This is a genomic window from Pseudomonas sp. NPDC089530 (assembly GCF_050280705.1).
Taxonomy (GTDB): domain Bacteria; phylum Pseudomonadota; class Gammaproteobacteria; order Pseudomonadales; family Pseudomonadaceae; genus Aquipseudomonas.
The window spans coordinates 22,538-38,587 of sequence record NZ_JBNNVU010000052.1; the positions used below are offsets into that span (position 1 = coordinate 22,538).

Below are 16,050 nucleotides of genomic sequence, written 5' to 3' on the forward strand. Positions count from 1 at the left end.
GTTTGCCTTGCGTCTGTTTCACACCTCCGACTGGCACCTGGGGCAGAACCTCCATGGCCAGGAACGCGATTTCGAGCACGCCTGTTTTCTCGAATGGCTGTTGCGCCAGCTGGCCCTGCACTGCCCCGATGTGCTGCTGATCGCCGGCGATATCTTCGACACGGTCAACCCGCCGGTCAAAGCCCAGGAGCGCCTGTACGACTTTATCGTCAGCGCCCACGAACAGCAGCCCGGCCTGACCATCGTGATGATCGCCGGCAACCATGACTCCGGCTCGCGCATCGAGCTGCCCGCGCCGTTGATGCGGCGCCTGCGCACCCATGCCCTGGGCCGGGTGCTGTGGCTTGACGACGGCCAGCTGGACAGCGAGCGTCTGTTGCTGCCGCTGCCGGATGCCAGCGGCGCGATCGCCGGCTGGTGCCTGGCGCTGCCGTTCCTGCGCCCGGCGGAGGTCACCGGCCCGCAGCTGGGGGACGACTACCTCAAGGGCATCGCCCAGGTCCACGAATGGCTGATCGCCGCGGCCAACGCCAAGCGCCAGCCGGGCCAGGCGCTGGTCGCCGTCAGCCACGCGCACATGGCCGGCGGCTCGGTGTCGGAAGACTCCGAGCGCAGCCTGATCATCGGCAACGCCGAGGCCCTGCCCGCCAGCCTGTTCGGCCCGAGCATCAGCTACGTGGCCCTGGGGCACCTGCACAAGCCGCAGAAGGTCAACGGCGAGGAACGCATCCGCTACAGCGGCTCGCCGATCCCGCTGTCGTTCTCCGAGATCGGCTACCAGCACCAGATCCTCGATATCCAGCTCGACGGCGAGACCCTGGTCAGCGTCGAGCCACGGCTGATCCCCCGCGCCGTCAACCTGCAACGCCTGGGCCCGGCGCCGCTGGCGGAGATCCTGCCGCAGCTGGCGGAACTGCCGGACATCGACCTGCTGGCTGAGGAACAACGCCAGCCCTGGCTGGAAGTGCGGGTGCGCCTGGACGAGCCGCAGCCGGACCTGCGCCAGCAAGTGGAAAGCGCCCTGCAGGGCAAGGCCGTGCGCCTGGTGCGGATCGCCGCCGAATACGCCGGCAACGGCGGCCGCGAGGGCGACGACAGCGCCGCGCAACTGGTGGAACTGGACCAGCTCAGCCCCCAGGAGCTGTTCAGCCGCGCCTGGCAAGACAGCTATGGCAGCGAGGTGGACGAACAGACCCTCAAGGACTTCGCGCAACTGCTCCAGGAAGTGCAACACGAGGAGGAGCAGCCATGAAGATCCTGGCCATTCGCCTGAAGAACCTGGCCTCCCTGGCCGGCCCGTTCGAGATCGACTTCAGCGCCGAGCCCCTGGCCAGCGCCGGGCTGTTCGCCATTACCGGGCCCACCGGCGCCGGCAAGAGCACCCTGCTCGATGCCCTGTGCCTGGCGCTGTTCGGCGCGGTGCCGCGGCTGAACAATATCGGCCGCGAGACCAAGGTGCCGGAGGTGGACAGCGAAATGCTCACCAGCGACCCGCGCACCCTGCTGCGCCGTGGCACCGGCAGCGGCTATGCCGAGGTCGACTTCGTCGGCATCGACGGCCGGCGCTACCGCGCCCGCTGGGAAACCAACCGCGCCCGGGACAAGGCCAACGGCAAGCTGCAGGCGAGCAAGCAAAGCCTGCACGACCTCGACAGCAATCAACTGCTGGCGAGCCAGAAGCGCGACTACGAACAACTGATCGAAGCCCGGCTCGGGCTCAACTTCGAGCAGTTCACCCGCGCGGTGATGCTGGCCCAGAGCGAGTTCAGCGCCTTCCTCAAGGCCGACGACAAGGAACGCAGCGAGCTGCTGGAAAAGCTCACCAACACTTCGATCTACAGCCAGCTCGGGCGCCGTGCCTACAGCAAAAGCAAGGACGCCGAAGAGCAGCACAAGACCCTCAAGGCCCAGGCCAGTGGCATCACCCCGCTGGAGCCCGAAGCCCGGGCCGAGCTGGACCAGCGTTTCGACGCCGCCCAGCAACAGCTCAAGGCCCAGCAGGCAGAACTCAAGCAGCTGGAGCAGCAACATGCCTGGCTCAAGGAACTGCGCCAGTTGCAGGACCAGCAGCAGAGTGCCGCCGCGCAATTGCAGCAGGCCCAGGCGGCCTGGGAAGGCCTGGCCGGCGAGCGGACCCGGCTGACGCGCCTGGAGCAACTGGCGCCGCAACGCCATCAGTTCGCCCGCCAGGTGGAACTGATCCAGCAACTGACACCGCTGCGCGAACAGCTTCAGCAACAGCGCCAGCAACAGGGCACGGAGCAGCACCGCCAGGGCGAACTGGAGCAACAACTGGCTACGGCTCAGGCTGCGTTGCTCGCGGCCCAGGAACAGCAGACCGGCAGCGCGCCCCTGCTGCGCGACGCCTTTGCCGAGCAGAGCAACCTCGCCCACCTGGGCAAGGCCTGCGCCGAGGCCGGCGAGCTCAAGGACAAACTGCAACAAGCCAGCGGCCAGGGCCAGCAAGGGATCCAGGCCATGCTCGAACAGCAGCGGCTGGTGGGTGAACGCCTGCAGCGGATTGCCGAGCAACTGGAACACAGCACCCACCTGGCGCCGCTGAGCGATGCCTGGAACGCCTACCGCGATCGCCTGCAACAGCTGATGCAGGCCGGTAACCGGCTGAACAAAGGCCAGGCAGAATTGCCCGGCCTGCAGCAACGGGCCGCCAGCGCGGCGCAGCAACTGGCGGCGCAGCGGGACGAATTGCAGCTGCTGTACAGCGAAGCCGGCGCCGAGCCCCAGGCGGTGGCCGAGCAGTTGCAACTGCTCAGCGAGCTGCTGCAGGACAACCGCAAGCAACAGCGCGCCTTCGAAGACCTGGCGCGGCTGTGGGCCAGTCAACAAGAGCTGGACCAGCGCGGCGCGGCGCTGGCCGACAAGCTGCAGACCGCCGCACGCCAGCGCGAAGAACTGAACCGGGTCGGCCTGCAGGGCAAGGCCGAACTGGCCGTTGCCGAACAGACCCTGACGGTGACCCAGCAACTGTTGGAGCGTCAGCGCCTGGCCCGCAGCGCCAGTGTCGAAGAGCTGCGCGGGCAGTTGCAGGACGACCAGCCCTGCCCGGTCTGCGGCAGCCACGAGCATCCGTACCATCAACCCGAGGCGCTGTTGCAGAGCCTGGGGCGCCACGATGAAAGCGAAGAAGCCAATGCGCGCCAGGCGGTGGATGAGCTCAAGGAAAAACTCGCGGAGCTGCGCAGCCAGGTGGGTGGCCTGATCGCCCAGCAGAAGGAATTCCTGCAGCAACAGGAACAGCTGGCCGTCCAGCAACAGGCCCTGGCGCCGAGCCTGTCGGCCCATCCGTTGGCCGCCGCCCTGCTCGACCGGGACCCTGGCCAGCGCGATGCCTGGCTGAACCAGCAACTCGGCCAGTTGAGCCAGAGCATCCAGCAGGACGAACAACGCCAGAGCGCCCTGCTGACCCTGCAAAAGGACGCCGGGCGCCTGCAACAGCAATTGCAGGCGGCAGTCGAGGCCAGCCAGCAGGCCACCCAGCACCTGACCCAGCAGCAACAGCAGCTGGGCGCGGATCGCCAGCGCCTGGAGGAAGAGCTGAGCGCTTTCGCCACCCTGTTGCCGGCCGACACCCTGCAAGCCCTGCGCAGCGACCCGGCGGCGACCTTCATGCAGATCGACCAGCAGGTCATGCAGCGCCTGGAGCAGCTCGACCAGCAGAAGGACGAAGTGCAGGAGCAACAACAGCGCCAGCTGACCCTGGAAAAAGAACAGGACCGCCAGCAGACCCGCGTGCAGCAGTTGCACGCCGCCCAGGAACAATTCGACGCCCTGGCCGGGCAGCAACAGGCGGCCCGGGACAAGCTCGCGCAACTGCTGGGCGAACAGCCCAGCGCCGAGCAGTGGCAGCAGCATCTGGAACAGGCGGTAGAACAGGCCCGCGCCGTCGAGGGCCTGGCCAGCCAGCAACTGCAGGCCGTGCGCAGCCTGCTGGTGCAGCTGGGCGCGGAACTGCAAGGCAAGGAGGAACGCCTGCAGGCCCTGGAAACCGAGCAGCAGGCCCTGGGCGGCAAGATCAGCGAGTGGCGGCAACAGCACCCGGAGCTGGACGACGGCGGGCTGGAGCAGTTGCTCGGCCTCGACGAGCAGCAGGTCGCCGCGCTGCGCCAACAGTTGCAGGAACGGGAAAAGGCCATGGAACAGGCCAAGGTCCTGGTGACCGAACGCGAGCAGCGCCTGCAGGATCATCAGGCCCAGCACCAGGGTCCGCTCGACGCCGAGCAACTGACCGGCGCCCTGAGCGAACTGCACAACCAACTGGCCGCCAGCGAACAGCTGAGCGCCGAACTGCGAGCCCAGCAAGCCGAGGACCAGCGCCGGCAAAACGCCAACCAGGCCCTGGCCGAACAGATCGCCCAGGCCTACGCCGAATGGCAGCGCTGGGCACGGCTCAATGCGCTGATCGGCTCGGCCAGCGGCGACACTTTCCGCAAGATCGCCCAGGCCTACAACCTGGATCTGCTGGTGCACCACGCCAACGCGCAATTGCGCCAGCTGGTGCGGCGCTACCGCCTCAAGCGCGGCGGCAGCATGCTCGGCCTGCTGGTGCTGGACACGGAAATGGGCGACGAGCTGCGCTCGGTGCACTCGCTGTCCGGCGGCGAGACCTTCCTGGTGTCCCTGGCGCTGGCCCTGGGCCTGGCGTCCATGGCTTCCAGCACGCTGAAGATCGAGTCGCTGTTTATCGACGAAGGTTTCGGCAGCCTCGATCCGGAATCCCTGCAACTGGCGATGGACGCCCTCGACGGCCTGCAGGCCCAGGGGCGCAAGGTGGCGGTAATTTCCCACGTGCAGGAAATGCACGAGCGGATTCCGGTGCAGATCCAGGTGCGGCGCCAGGGCAACGGCCTGAGTAGCCTGGAGGTGAAATGAATACCCTCTATTCGTTCCGCCGCTGCCCCTACGCCATGCGCGCCCGCCTCGCGCTGCGCTACAGCGGGGTGCCGCTGCAGATAGTCGAGGTCAGCCTCAAGGCCAAGCCGGCCGAGATGCTGGCGTTGTCGCCCAAGGGCACGGTGCCGGTGCTCAGCGTCGACGGGCGGGTGATCGACGAGAGCCTGGACATCATGCGCTGGGCCCTGGCCCAGTACGATCCGCAGAACTGGCTGATGAAGGATGACGAGCAGGCGCAGCAACAGATCGAGGCACTGATCGCGGAAAACGATCAGGGGTTCAAGCTACAGCTCAATCGCTACAAGTACGCCGAGCGCTATCCGGAGCAGCCGATGGAACATTACCGCGCCCAGGGCGAGGTATTCCTGCGGCAATTGGATGAGCTGTTGAGCGAGCGCGACTACCTGCTGGCCGAACACCCGAGCCTGGCGGACATGGCCCTGGCGCCCTTCGTGCGGCAGTTCGCCCATGTCGACCGCGAGTGGTTTGCGCAGACGCCCTATCGGCATTTGCAGCGCTGGTTGCAGCGGTTTCTCGACTCCGAGCTGTTCGCCCAGGTAATGGCCAAACCTATGTAGCCGCTGCCGAGCCCGCGAGGCTGCGATCGACCCCGCAGGGGGCGCAAGAACCTTGAGATCGCCGAAGGCCTTCGGCCTTATCGCAGCCTGCGGCAGCGGCTACAGGGAGCGCGTTGTTCCGATATACGCATCAGCCCAGCACGCCGCACATCTGCAAGGCCGAGCAGTCGACACTGAACGGCCCGAAGAAAGCGGCCCGGGGTTTGGCTGGTGGGTTGCCGGCCAGCAGGCCGAGGGCTTTGGCGGTTTCGCTGTTATGGGCAATGTTGTGATTGCATTCGATGGCCCGCGCCAGGGAACCCGCCGAGCCCTGCCCTACCCCTAGCAACGAAGCGCCATTGGTCATGAACGCCAGGAAGGCGATGACCCAGAACCCGCGTCCTTTCATGACAGCGCCGCTCCCGCGTCAGGAGCCTGCTCGCCAGCGTTCACCCGGTGTTCGAACGGGATGGCCGGGGACGCGACCTGGATCGACGGCTGCACCGCCGACGGAACCTGGGCCGAGAGGCTGACCAGCAGGACCATGGCCAGGTACAGGCCAATGGCGACATAAGCACCGTGCTTGGCAGAGGTAAGGATCGAGCGGGCCATGGGGTTCTCCGTGGGCATGTTTCAGTGCCCACAGAATCCATTAAAAGTGCCCGCCGCAGAAACCACCTGGGTGCATAGTCACCATCATCTGGATTGATCGTGAACCCGCGGCCAATCAATCTTGCAGCAGGGTCAACATTCGCTCGCGAGAGGTTTCCGGCTCGCCTTCGACGGGCTGGGCAGCCGAGAGAATCGGGGTGGAATAGAGGAACAGAAGAACCACTGCCAGACGCATCGCCATGCTGTCGATCCTTAGCGGGAGGGAGTCAATAAATTAGCGTCAAATTTAAACACATGGCGATGTGACATTACCAAGCCAATTTGCCTTGGCCGGGAAAAACGTCGCAGACAGGTGATGCAGGAGCGACATCACTGCCGGTCCGCTGGATGGACAGGTCCATTCAGGGCAGCCAGTGACTTCGCTCCTGCATACCAGGGCGGTGCGGGGGATCTCAGTGTTGGGTCTTGTGATCCAGGGCGGCGTAGAAGTTCGCGCTCTGTTGCAGGTACTTCTGGGTGTAGGTGTTGGTAGCGGATTTTTTCTCGCTGATTTCCACGCTGGCGCTGGCAGGCAGAGCCACACTGGCGGAAATGGCGGAAGCGGCGATCACGGAGAAGAGATTGAAGTTCATTCGGCTAACCCTCGTATGCAGTCGGCTTGTTTGCCCGGAAGCCTTGTTGCGCCGGGCTGTGAAGCAAAACTACGCCCGAGGGTCGGCGGGTTGAAATTTTTTCCAGCAGTAGCAGATATCAGCGTCATTAATAGAACGGCGCAGGCCCCGTCGACCGGGGCCTGCGGCCTATTGACGCACCAGGAATTTGATATCGCTGGGTGAATCGAACGGCAGTTTCTGCACGGTTTTCCCAAGGAAACCGGTCTTGGCGTCGCGCTCGATCACCACGATTTCGTTGCTCTTCTGGTTGCCGATCAGCACGTACTTGTTGCTCGGATCGAGGCTGAACTCACGGGGGTGATCGCCTTCCACCGAACGGCGCTGGATCTCCTTGAGCTCGCCCGAGGCCTCGTCGATGGCGAACACCAGCAACTGATTGGCGGTACCGCGGTTACTGACGTACAAGTACTTGCCATCCTTGGAGGCATGCAGCGCGCCCGCGGCCTTCTTGTCCTTGGAACCGCTGGTCAGGTCCACGAGCTGCTTGCGGGTCAACTTGCCGTCCTGGTAATCGAACACCGCCACCTGGGCGGTCATTTCCAGGGTCAGGTAGGCGTGCTTGCCATCGGCGCTGAACAGCAGATGCCGTGGACCGCTGCCCGGCGGCAGTTCGACGAACGCAGGCTCGGCCGCGTTCAACGGATGCTCGGCGTTGGCCTTGGGGTCGTAGCGGTAGACGAAGATCTTGTCCGCCCCCAGGTCGCTGGCGAACACGAACTGGCCGTCCGGCGACGACACCACCGAATGCACGTGGGCCGCAGCCTGGCGCTCGGGGTTGACCCCACTGCCCGGGTGGCTGCTGAGCTGGACCACCGGCGACAGCTTGCCATCGGTGCCGACCGGCAATACCGCCAGGCTGCCGCCCGGATCGGCGATCACCGAGTAGTTGCTGACGAACAGGTAGCGGCCATCGCCGCTCAGGCTGGAGTGGGTCGGCTCGTTGCCCAGGCTCTGCACCTGGTTGATCGGGCTCAGCTTGTGGCCCTTGGCCTCGATGCTGAAGCTGCTGACCCGGCCGATCGTGTCGGCCTGCCCCGGCCCGTTTTCATTGACCACGAACAGCTGCTTCTGATCTTTCGACAGGGTCAGCCAGGACGGGTTGGCGCTCTTGACCACCTGCAACGGCTTGGCGTCGATCTTGCCGGTGCGGCCGTCGAACTTGAAGCGGTAGATGCCTTCGCTCTGGCCCTGGGTATAGGAACCGACCAGCAGCTCCTGGGTGTCGACCGGCGCGGCCTGCACCGCCATGGCGCCGACGCTGCCGGCCATCAGCAATGGCCAGAAGTTACGCATCTTCATGTTCATCGTCCTCATCGTTACGGCCACTGAATGCGCTCATGCACACCAGGCGGTGCTCGCCGGAGTCGCCGACGATGGTCCAGCTTTGCAGGCTGTCGTCGAAGGTCGCGGCGTTGACCTGGGCCAGGCTGAAACTCCAGCGCTTGGCCGCGCGGCCGTCCATGCATTCGATCAGCAGTTGCTGGTCGTCCAGGGTGAAGTCGAAGGCATGCAGCCCGTCGATTTCCAGCATGTCGCAGGCTTCGAGGGCGGTCAGCAAGGTGTCTGTAGCGGCAGTCATGGGGCTCAATCATCGGTTGGAAAGCGGCAATGATAGCGGGTCCGGGGCGGCGCGGCTGTAGTGGCACGGCAAAGTTCGCTGGCGTGCTATTCCACTGCGGCTCCCTGTAGCCGCTGCCGAGCTCCGCGAGGCTGTGTCAGGGCCGCAGGCCCACCTGCGCGAGAAAGACTGCTGCGACCGTGCCGGTCGATCGCAGCCTCGCTGTCGCTCGGCAGCGGCTACGGGATCGGTGGTGCCTGGCATAAAAAAACCGCGACCTGGGTCGCGGTTTTCTCTGGAGCATCGGTGCTTAGTGGGCGAACAGCGAGTTGCCCTTCTGCCCCGCCAGTTTTTCCGGCTTGATCAGGAACCGTGCCAGGGCCGGCAGCAGCCACAGGGCGCCGAACATGTTCCACAGGAGCATGAAGGTCAGCATCAGGCCCATGTCGGCCTGGAACTTGATGGCCGAGAAGATCCAGGTGGCGACGCCTATGGCCAGGCACAGGCCGGTGAACAGCACCGCCTTGCCGGTGGATTTCAGGGTCTGGTAGTAGGCCTCCTGCAACGGCAGGCCGGCCCGCAGGAAGCTTTCCAGGCGGCTGTAGATGTAGATCCCGTAGTCCACGCCGATCCCCACCCCGAGCGCCACCACTGGCAGGGTCGCGACCTTGACGCCGATGCCCATGAAGGCCATCAGCGCGTTGCCCAGCACCGAGGTCAGCACCAGCGGCAGGACGATGCACAGGGTCGCCGCCCAGGAGCGGAAGGTGATCATGCACATCACCGCCACGCAGATGTACACCAGGACCAGGATGGTCAGTTCCGACTTCTTGATCACTTCGTTGGTGGCCGCCTCGATCCCGGCGTTACCCGCCGCCAGCAGGAACTCCAGGCCGTCCTTGTTGTTCTCCTTGGCGAACTCCTGCACCGCATGCACCGCGCGGTCGAGGGTCTCGGCCTTGTGGTCGTTGAGGAAGATCAGCACCGGCGCCAGCGAGCAGTTGTTGTTGTACAGGCCGTCGGCGCGGGCGATGGAGTTGTTCAGCACATCCGGGTTGCGCGACAGGGTTTCCCATTTCAGGTTGCCCTCGTTCATGCCCTTGATCATCTGCTTGGACACGGTCACCAGGGAGATCGCCGACTGCACGCCCTCGGTGTTCTGCATCTTCCACATCAGCTCGTCGATCGGCGCCATGGCTTCGTAGCGCGAGCAGCCTTCGGACGCGGTCTTGACCATCACCACCAGCACGTCGGAACTGGTGGAGTAGTTGCTGATGATGAAGTTGTTGTCCTTGTTGTAGCGCGAGTCCGGGCGCAGTTCCGGCGCGCCCTGGTCGAGGTCGCCGATCTTCAGGTTCTGGCTGTACCAGAGGCCGCCGCCGAAGGCCAGCAGGGCCAGGAAGATCGACACCGGGGCAACTTTCGGGCTGGCGAAGTTCGCCAGCAGGCGCCAGAACGGATGCTCGCGGGTGGCGTCCTTCTTGCTGCGCTCCACCGCCCGCCGGCTGATGCCGACATAAGAAATCGCCACCGGCAGCAGGATCAGGTTGGTGAACACGATCACCGCCACGCCGATGGAGGCGCCGATGGCCAGCTCGCGAATCACCCCGATATCGATGATCAGCAGGGTGATGAAGCCCACGGCGTCGGCGAGGATCGCGATCATCCCCGGCAGGAACAGCTGGCGGAAGGTCCGTCGCGCTGCGGTCAGGGCGTTGTCGGCACCGCTGGACTGCAGGGCGATACCGTTGATTTTCTGCACCCCGTGGGAAATGCCGATGGCGAAGATCAAGAACGGCACCAGCATCGAATACGGGTCGAGACCGAAGCCGACGGCGTGCATCAGGCCCAGCTGCCAGACCACCGCCACCAGGGTGGTGATCAGCACGGCGATGGTGCTGCGGATGCACCAGGTGAACCAGTACAGCAGCACCAGGGTGATGAGGAAGGCGACGCCGAAGAACATCACCACCATGATCAGGCCGTCGATCAGGTCGCCGACCTTCTTGGCGAAACCGACGATGTGAATCTTCACATTGGGGTTCTGCGCCTCGAACTTGTCGCGGATCTTTTCCTCAAGCTGGTGGGAGAACTTCTGGTAGTCCAGGGCCAGCAGCTTGCCCTGGTCTTCCGGGTCCGGGTAGGACTCCAGCAGCGGAATGTCGACGATGCTCGACTTGAAGTCGTTGGCCACCAGGCGCCCCACCTGCCCCGACTTGAGCACGTTGTTGCGCAGCAGGTCGAGGCTGCCCGCCGAGCCGTTGTAGCTCTGCGGGATCACTTCGCCGCCGGCGAAGCCCTCCTCCGTCACCTCGGTCCAGCGCACGCTGGGGCTCCACAGCGACTTGAGGCCGGAACGGTCGACGCCGGAGATATAGAACACTTCGTCATGGATCTGCCGCAGCGTCTCCATGTAGTCCTTGGTGAAGATGTCGCCGTCCTTGGCCTCCACCGAGATGCGCACGGTGTTGCCCAGGTTCGCCAGGTCGTTGCGGTGCTCCATCATCTTCTCGATGAAGGGATGCTCCAGCGGGATCATTTTTTCGAAACTGGTGGACGGCTTGATCAGCGTGGCCTGCCAGAACAGGAAGATGCTGACCAGCAGGCAGATGACGATCACTGCCGGGCGGTTGTTGAAGATCAGACGCTCGAGAAACGTCGCCTTGTCGGTTTGATGACTGCTCATGGAAGTGTTCCCGCCTTCTTATTATTGGCCCGGCTTGCTTGCCCTGATTATTTTCCGAGATCGGCGCCATCCGCCGTGGTCGAGCGCACACCGCCCTGCCCCGCCAGAATCAGGTTGCCATTGCCGGCCGCCGTCACCGCGGCCAGGGAGATGCGGTCCGGCCGGTTGTAGACGCTGAAGGTCAAGCCGTTATCGGTACTGCGCACCACGCTGCCGCCGTTCCCGACTATCACCAGCGAGCCGTCGTCCAGCAAGGTCGCGCCGGACAGGCCGAACTCCAGGCTGCCGCGGGCCGCCTTGAGCTCGACCTGCTCCCAGGTGCCGCCGAAGTCGGTGGAACGATAGAGGTTGCCGCGCAGGCCGTAAGCCAGCAGCGTGGCGGGCTGGGCGGTGCCGATCACGCCGAAGAACGAGCCTTCGTAAGGGCCTTCGAGCCGCTCCCAGGTCTGCCCCCAGTCGGCGGAGCGGAACATGCTGCCCTGTTCGCCGACGATGAACAGCCCGGAATCCTTGACCGCGGCGATGGCGTTGAGGTGGTACTGGTCCTGGTTGTCCAGGCGGTCGCTGACGTCTTCCCAGTTTTTGCCACCGTCGGTGGTGGCCAACAGCGCGCCGTAGGCGCCCACGGCAAAACCGTTCTGGGTGTCCTGGAACCACACATCCAGCAGCGGTGCTTCGCGCTTGAGGTCTTCGAACTGCTTGCTCCAGGTGACGCCGCCGTCTTCGCTGGCGAGCACCTGGGCATCGTGGCCGACGGCCCAGCCGTGCTTGGCATCGACGAAATACACCGCGGTCAGCAACTGCCGGGTCGGCACCTTGGCCTGGGTCCAGGTCTGGCCCTGGTCGTCGGAATAGAGAATGTGCCCGCGGTCGCCGACAGCGACCAGGCGCGGGCCGGCGTGGGCGATGTCGAGCATCAGGCCCTTGCTGGCCTTGGCCGATTCGGTGGAGTAGACAGGGTCCGTCGCGGACGCGGCGGCCAGGACGGGCGCCGGCAACAGGGCGGCCCCCAACAGCGAGAGCGCTGTAGCCAGCAACGCAAGTCTGCGCAAGGCCGGCGGGCGGCAGGAACTCACACCCATGACAGGCTCACTCATAGAGCTTTCTCCCATTTATTATTGTTAGGTCGTTCAACCTTTACGGGCGCCGTGCGGGGCATGCCAAGCGGCTGGGGAGCTTCGGACACCGTCCTGAAACCTGCCGTCTAGAGCCCCTTCGGAAGCTAACCTATCCTATCGGGCTTTAGAAACGTCTGACAATCGACGCCACGTTATCTTTTGTTAACCACCGCCCCGGCCAATGTCAGTCTCTGCAACGGGCCATCGCGCAAAGACTGATCCAGGGCAAGGGCCGCCCCTCCCCGGCTTTGGCTATGATGAGCGAGTCGGACTTCGGGAGCAGGCCATGATTGCCATACGCGAGGCGTGGAAAGCCGGGTTGCTGGGACGCGCCCACTGGACCCGCAACCTGGTGTCCGGGGTGATAGTCGGCGTGGTCGCCCTGCCCCTGGCCATGGCCTTCGCCATCGCCTCCGGGGTCAAGCCGGAACAGGGCATCTACACCGCCATCGTCGGTGGCCTGCTGGTGTCGCTGTTCGGCGGCAGCCGCTTGCAGATCGCCGGGCCCACCGGGGCCTTTATCGTGATTCTCGCCGGGGTCACCGCCAAGTACGGGGTCGATGGCCTGCAACTGGCGACGATGATGGCCGGGCTCATCCTGTTCCTGCTGGGCATCAGCCGTCTGGGAGCGCTGATCAAGTTCATCCCGGACCCGGTGATTCTCGGCTTTACCGCCGGAATCGGGGTCATCATCTGGGTCAGCCAGTGGAAGGACTTCTTCGGCCTGCCCGCGGTCAAGGGCGAGTACTTTCACCAGAAGCTCTGGCACCTGCTGCAGGCCCTGCCCGACCTGCACCTGGCCACCACCCTGCTGGCCCTGCTCAGTCTGGCGCTATTGTTGTGGGTGCCGAAAATCCCCCGGCTCAAACGCCTGCCGGCGCCCCTGGTGGCCATGACCCTGGCCACGGTCCTGCAGTCGCTGTTCCAGTTCGACGGCGTGGCCACCATCGGCAGCGCCTTCGGCGGCATTCCCCAGGGCCTGCCGGAATTGCACCTGCCGGCAATCAGCCTGCCCCGGGTGCTGGACCTGATCGGCCCGGCCTTCGCCATCGCCATGCTCGGCGCCATCGAATCGCTGTTGTCGGCGGTGGTGGCCGACGGCATGGCCGGCACCCGCCACGACTCCAACCAGGAACTGATCGGCCAGGGCATCGCCAACCTGGCCACGCCGCTGTTCGGCGGATTCGCCGCCACCGGCGCCATCGCCCGCACCGCCACCAATATCCGCAACGGCGGCAGCAGCCCGCTGGCGGGCATCACCCACGCCCTGGTCCTGGTGCTGATCATCCTGTTTCTCGCGCCGCTGGCGGCCAATATCCCGCTGTGCGCCCTGGCGGCGATCCTGTTCGTGGTGGCCTACAACATGAGCGAGTTGCACCACTTCAAGCGCATGGTGCAACGGGCGCCCCGGGCGGACGTGGCGATCCTGCTGTGCACCTTTGTCCTCACGGTGTTCAGCGACCTGGTGATCGCGGTGAATATCGGGGTGATCCTGGCGATGCTGCATTTCCTGCGGCGCATGGCCTCCTCGGTGGAGGTGCAACAGGTGGTGGAACAGGACCTGCAACACGAACTGCAGGGCAACGGCCAGCGCTACCTGCCGCCGGGCGTGCTGGTCTATGCCATCGAAGGGCCGTTGTTCTTCGGGGCCGCGGAGACCTTCGAGCGCGCCCTGGCCCAGACCCACAGCGACCCGCAGGTGCTGGTCATTCGCCTGAAACACGTGCCCTTCATGGACATCACCGGCTTGCAGACCCTGGAGGAAGTGATAGGCGAGCTGCACAAGCGCGGGATAGTGGTGAAGCTGTGCGAAGCCAACCTCAAGGTGCACACCAAGCTCGAGCGGGTCGGCATCCTGCACGCCATCGGCACGCAAAACTATCACCGGGACCTGCCGGAGGCGTTGCAGAGCGAGCGCCCTGCCCGCCATCCGCTGGACACCTCCACGCCTCCATGAACGACAACGCGCGGCATCTGGGGCCGCGCGTTGTCGTAAGGTCTTTCGCGAGCAAGCTCGCCCCTGCCGGGAGGAATCAGGCGAGGCTCTTGCTTACCACTTCGAAGACATCGCTGGACAGCTCGCCGGAAGCCCGGATGCGTTCCAGTTCGCCTTTCATCAACGCCTGACGGGCGCTGTCGTATTTGCGCCAGCGGGTCAGCGGCGCCAGTTGTCGCGAGGCGATCTGTGGGTTGAAGCCGTTGAGCTGGATCACCAGATCGGCCAGGAAGCGGTAGCCGGAGCCGTCCGCCGCATGGAAGTTGATCAGGTTCTGGCCGGCGAAGGCGCCGATCAGGGCACGGACCTTGTTCGGGTTCTTGATGTTGAACGCCGGGTGCTGCATCAGCGCCTTGACCCGCTCCAGGCCACCGGGCAGCGGGCTTGCGGCCTGGACGCTGAACCACTGGTCCATGACCAGGGCGTTGTCCTTGAAGTGCTCGGCGAACACCGCCAGGGCCTTGGCCTTCTCGGCCTCGAACGGCGAGTTGACCAGCACCGCCAGGGCCGTCAGGCGCTCGGTCATGTTATCGGCGGCGTCGAACTGCTCGATGGCGGCCGCCAGCACTGCCGGCTTCTCGGTGAGCATCAGGTACGACAGCGCGATGTTCTGCAGGGCGCGACGGGCAAAGTGCACGGACTCGGCGACATAGTCGAGGCTGCGGGACACTTCACGATTGGCCTGGTAGCGCTTCCACAGGGCGTCGAACAGGCTGTCGGCCAGTTGCTGGCGGGCGAACTCGCGCGCTACGTGAATGGCCTCGACATCCGCCACTTCGCTGATTTCGGTGAGGTAGGCCTCCCCCGGCAGCGAGAGCATCTCGGCGACCATGGCCTGATCCAGGCTTTCGTCCGCCAGGACCGTGCCCAGGGCGGTGACCAGGCGCGGGTCCATCTGCAGCGCCTGGCCCTGCTGATGCTGGGCAATCAGGTCCTGCAGCACCTGCACCGCCAGCTGCTGGCCGGCGTCCCAACGGTTGAAACCGTCGCTGTCGTGCTGCATGAGGAACATCAGCTGGTCGCGGTTGTACGGGAAGCTCAGCTTCACCGGCGCCGAGAAGCCCCGCAGCAGGGACGGCAGCGGCTGTTCGGCGACGTCGACGAAGGTGAAGGTTTGCTCGGCCTCGGTCACCGAAATCACCCGGGAAGTGCCTTGCGCGGCGGCTTCGCCGGCAAGACGCAAGGCCACGGCCGCGCCCTTGGCGTCCAGCAGGCCCAGCTCGACCGGAATCACGAACGGCAGTTTTTCCACCTTGTCCGGGGTTTGCGGGCAGCTCTGGCGGAAGGTCAGGCTGTAGGTCTGCGCCGCCGCGTCATAGGCCTCGCTGACCGCCAGGCGCGGGGTGCCGGCCTGGCTGTACCAGCGCTTGAACTGGCTGAGGTCGATGCCATTGGCGTCTTCCATGGCCTTGACGAAATCGTCGCAGGTCACGGCCTGGCCGTCGTGGCGCGCAAAGTACAGGTCGCTGCCCTTGCGGAAGCCTTCGGCCCCCACCAGGGTATGGATCATGCCGACCACTTCCGAGCCCTTCTCGTACACGGTCAGGGTGTAGAAGTTGGAGATCTCGATAAAGCTTTCCGGGCGCACGGCGTGGGCCATGGGGCCGGCATCCTCGGCGAACTGGTGGGTGCGCAGGTAGGCCACGTCCTGGATGCGCTTGACCGTGCGCGAGTTCATGTCCGCGGAAAAACCGGCGTCGCGAAACACGGTGAAGCCTTCCTTGAGCGACAGCTGGAACCAGTCGCGGCAGGTCACGCGGTTGCCCGACCAGTTATGGAAGTATTCGTGGGCGACGATCGCCTCGACCCGCTGGTGCGCGGCGTCGGTGGCGGTTTCGGCGCGGCCCGGACCGGCAGTTGGCGCCTGGGCCTGGCGATCTGGGCGGCCCTGGCGGTCGTGGCGCTGCTGTTCTGGTACGGGCAACGGGCCGCCATGCC

General features: G+C 65.1%; 12 protein-coding genes and 1 pseudogene. 4 read left to right on the forward strand and 9 right to left on the reverse strand.

From position 1 onward, the window contains the following. The first annotated feature begins 7 nt into the window (after positions 1-7). From ACQKQA_RS19190 to ACQKQA_RS19200, 3 genes are read left to right on the forward strand one after another with little or no spacing between them, the layout of a single operon-like run. Entirely contained in the window at positions 8-1,252 is a 1,245-nt protein-coding gene (locus ACQKQA_RS19190) for an exonuclease SbcCD subunit D C-terminal domain-containing protein (protein ID WP_427560902.1), read from the forward strand. Further along, positions 1,249-4,890, forward strand: a complete 3,642-nt coding sequence (locus ACQKQA_RS19195; RefSeq protein ID WP_427560905.1) for an AAA family ATPase — start codon at positions 1,249-1,251, stop codon at positions 4,888-4,890. The genes ACQKQA_RS19190 and ACQKQA_RS19195 overlap by 4 nt, the downstream gene beginning before the upstream one ends. Further along, the gene (locus ACQKQA_RS19200; RefSeq protein WP_427560908.1) at positions 4,887-5,489 is read left to right on the forward strand and encodes a glutathione S-transferase; all 603 of its coding nucleotides are present in this window, start codon (positions 4,887-4,889) and stop codon (positions 5,487-5,489) included. Before ACQKQA_RS19195 ends, ACQKQA_RS19200 begins: the two co-directional genes overlap by 4 nt. 130 nt (positions 5,490-5,619) lie before the next feature. Here ACQKQA_RS19200 and ACQKQA_RS19205 read toward each other — a convergent pair whose 3' ends face one another. The 8 genes from ACQKQA_RS19205 to ACQKQA_RS19240 all read right to left on the reverse strand — a co-directional run bounded on the left by ACQKQA_RS19205 (position 5,620) and on the right by ACQKQA_RS19240 (position 12,095). Further along, complete coding sequence (locus ACQKQA_RS19205) at positions 5,620-5,877, reverse strand: hypothetical protein (RefSeq protein ID WP_427560911.1); 258 nt, start codon at positions 5,875-5,877, stop codon at positions 5,620-5,622. Continuing rightward, complete coding sequence (locus tag ACQKQA_RS19210) at positions 5,874-6,080, reverse strand: hypothetical protein (RefSeq protein WP_427560913.1); 207 nt, start codon at positions 6,078-6,080, stop codon at positions 5,874-5,876. Before ACQKQA_RS19210 ends, ACQKQA_RS19205 begins: the two co-directional genes overlap by 4 nt. Positions 6,081-6,195: 115 nt before the next feature. Next, entirely contained in the window at positions 6,196-6,321 is a 126-nt protein-coding gene (locus tag ACQKQA_RS19215; RefSeq protein WP_256577876.1) for a hypothetical protein, read from the reverse strand. Positions 6,322-6,532: 211 nt separating this feature from the next. Continuing rightward, positions 6,533-6,712: a hypothetical protein gene (locus tag ACQKQA_RS19220; RefSeq protein ID WP_427560917.1), complete on the reverse strand. Its 180-nt coding sequence runs from the start codon at positions 6,710-6,712 to the stop codon at positions 6,533-6,535. Positions 6,713-6,880: 168 nt separating this feature from the next. Beyond that, the gene (locus tag ACQKQA_RS19225) at positions 6,881-8,053 is read right to left on the reverse strand and encodes a lactonase family protein (RefSeq protein ID WP_427560919.1); all 1,173 of its coding nucleotides are present in this window, start codon (positions 8,051-8,053) and stop codon (positions 6,881-6,883) included. Then, positions 8,040-8,333: a DUF5629 family protein gene (locus ACQKQA_RS19230; RefSeq protein WP_427560922.1), complete on the reverse strand. Its 294-nt coding sequence runs from the start codon at positions 8,331-8,333 to the stop codon at positions 8,040-8,042. The genes ACQKQA_RS19225 and ACQKQA_RS19230 overlap by 14 nt, the downstream gene beginning before the upstream one ends. A 289-nt stretch (positions 8,334-8,622) precedes the next feature. Continuing rightward, the gene (locus ACQKQA_RS19235) at positions 8,623-10,998 is read right to left on the reverse strand and encodes an efflux RND transporter permease subunit (protein ID WP_427560925.1); all 2,376 of its coding nucleotides are present in this window, start codon (positions 10,996-10,998) and stop codon (positions 8,623-8,625) included. Positions 10,999-11,045: 47 nt separating this feature from the next. Continuing rightward, positions 11,046-12,095: a WD40/YVTN/BNR-like repeat-containing protein gene (locus tag ACQKQA_RS19240; RefSeq protein ID WP_427560927.1), complete on the reverse strand. Its 1,050-nt coding sequence runs from the start codon at positions 12,093-12,095 to the stop codon at positions 11,046-11,048. Positions 12,096-12,402: 307 nt separating this feature from the next. Here ACQKQA_RS19240 and ACQKQA_RS19245 point away from each other — a divergent pair, with 307 nt between their 5' ends. Then, positions 12,403-14,073: a SulP family inorganic anion transporter gene (locus tag ACQKQA_RS19245; protein ID WP_427560930.1), complete on the forward strand. Its 1,671-nt coding sequence runs from the start codon at positions 12,403-12,405 to the stop codon at positions 14,071-14,073. A 76-nt stretch (positions 14,074-14,149) separates the two neighbouring features. Here the strand turns inward: ACQKQA_RS19245 and pepN are convergent. Then, a pseudogene (gene pepN / locus ACQKQA_RS19250) lies at positions 14,150-15,955 on the reverse strand (aminopeptidase N); the annotation flags it as partial. Between the last annotated feature and the right edge of the window lie 95 nt (positions 15,956-16,050).

Excerpts from the sequence above, each read along its gene's own strand:
- ACQKQA_RS19195 (WP_427560905.1), top strand. The coding sequence starts at position 1,249 with ATGAAGATCCTGGCCATTCGCCTGAAGAACCTGGCCTCCCTGGCCGGC.
- ACQKQA_RS19200 (WP_427560908.1), top strand. The coding sequence starts at position 4,887 with ATGAATACCCTCTATTCGTTCCGCCGCTGCCCCTACGCCATGCGCGCC.
- ACQKQA_RS19205 (WP_427560911.1), bottom strand. The coding sequence starts at position 5,877 with ATGAAAGGACGCGGGTTCTGGGTCATCGCCTTCCTGGCGTTCATGACC.
- ACQKQA_RS19210 (WP_427560913.1), bottom strand. The coding sequence starts at position 6,080 with ATGGCCCGCTCGATCCTTACCTCTGCCAAGCACGGTGCTTATGTCGCC.
- ACQKQA_RS19215 (WP_256577876.1), bottom strand. The coding sequence starts at position 6,321 with ATGGCGATGCGTCTGGCAGTGGTTCTTCTGTTCCTCTATTCCACCCCG.
- ACQKQA_RS19220 (WP_427560917.1), bottom strand. The coding sequence starts at position 6,712 with ATGAACTTCAATCTCTTCTCCGTGATCGCCGCTTCCGCCATTTCCGCC.
- ACQKQA_RS19225 (WP_427560919.1), bottom strand. The coding sequence starts at position 8,053 with ATGAAGATGCGTAACTTCTGGCCATTGCTGATGGCCGGCAGCGTCGGC.
- ACQKQA_RS19230 (WP_427560922.1), bottom strand. The coding sequence starts at position 8,333 with ATGACTGCCGCTACAGACACCTTGCTGACCGCCCTCGAAGCCTGCGAC.
- ACQKQA_RS19235 (WP_427560925.1), bottom strand. The coding sequence starts at position 10,998 with ATGAGCAGTCATCAAACCGACAAGGCGACGTTTCTCGAGCGTCTGATC.
- ACQKQA_RS19240 (WP_427560927.1), bottom strand. The coding sequence starts at position 12,095 with ATGAGTGAGCCTGTCATGGGTGTGAGTTCCTGCCGCCCGCCGGCCTTG.
- ACQKQA_RS19245 (WP_427560930.1), top strand. The coding sequence starts at position 12,403 with ATGATTGCCATACGCGAGGCGTGGAAAGCCGGGTTGCTGGGACGCGCC.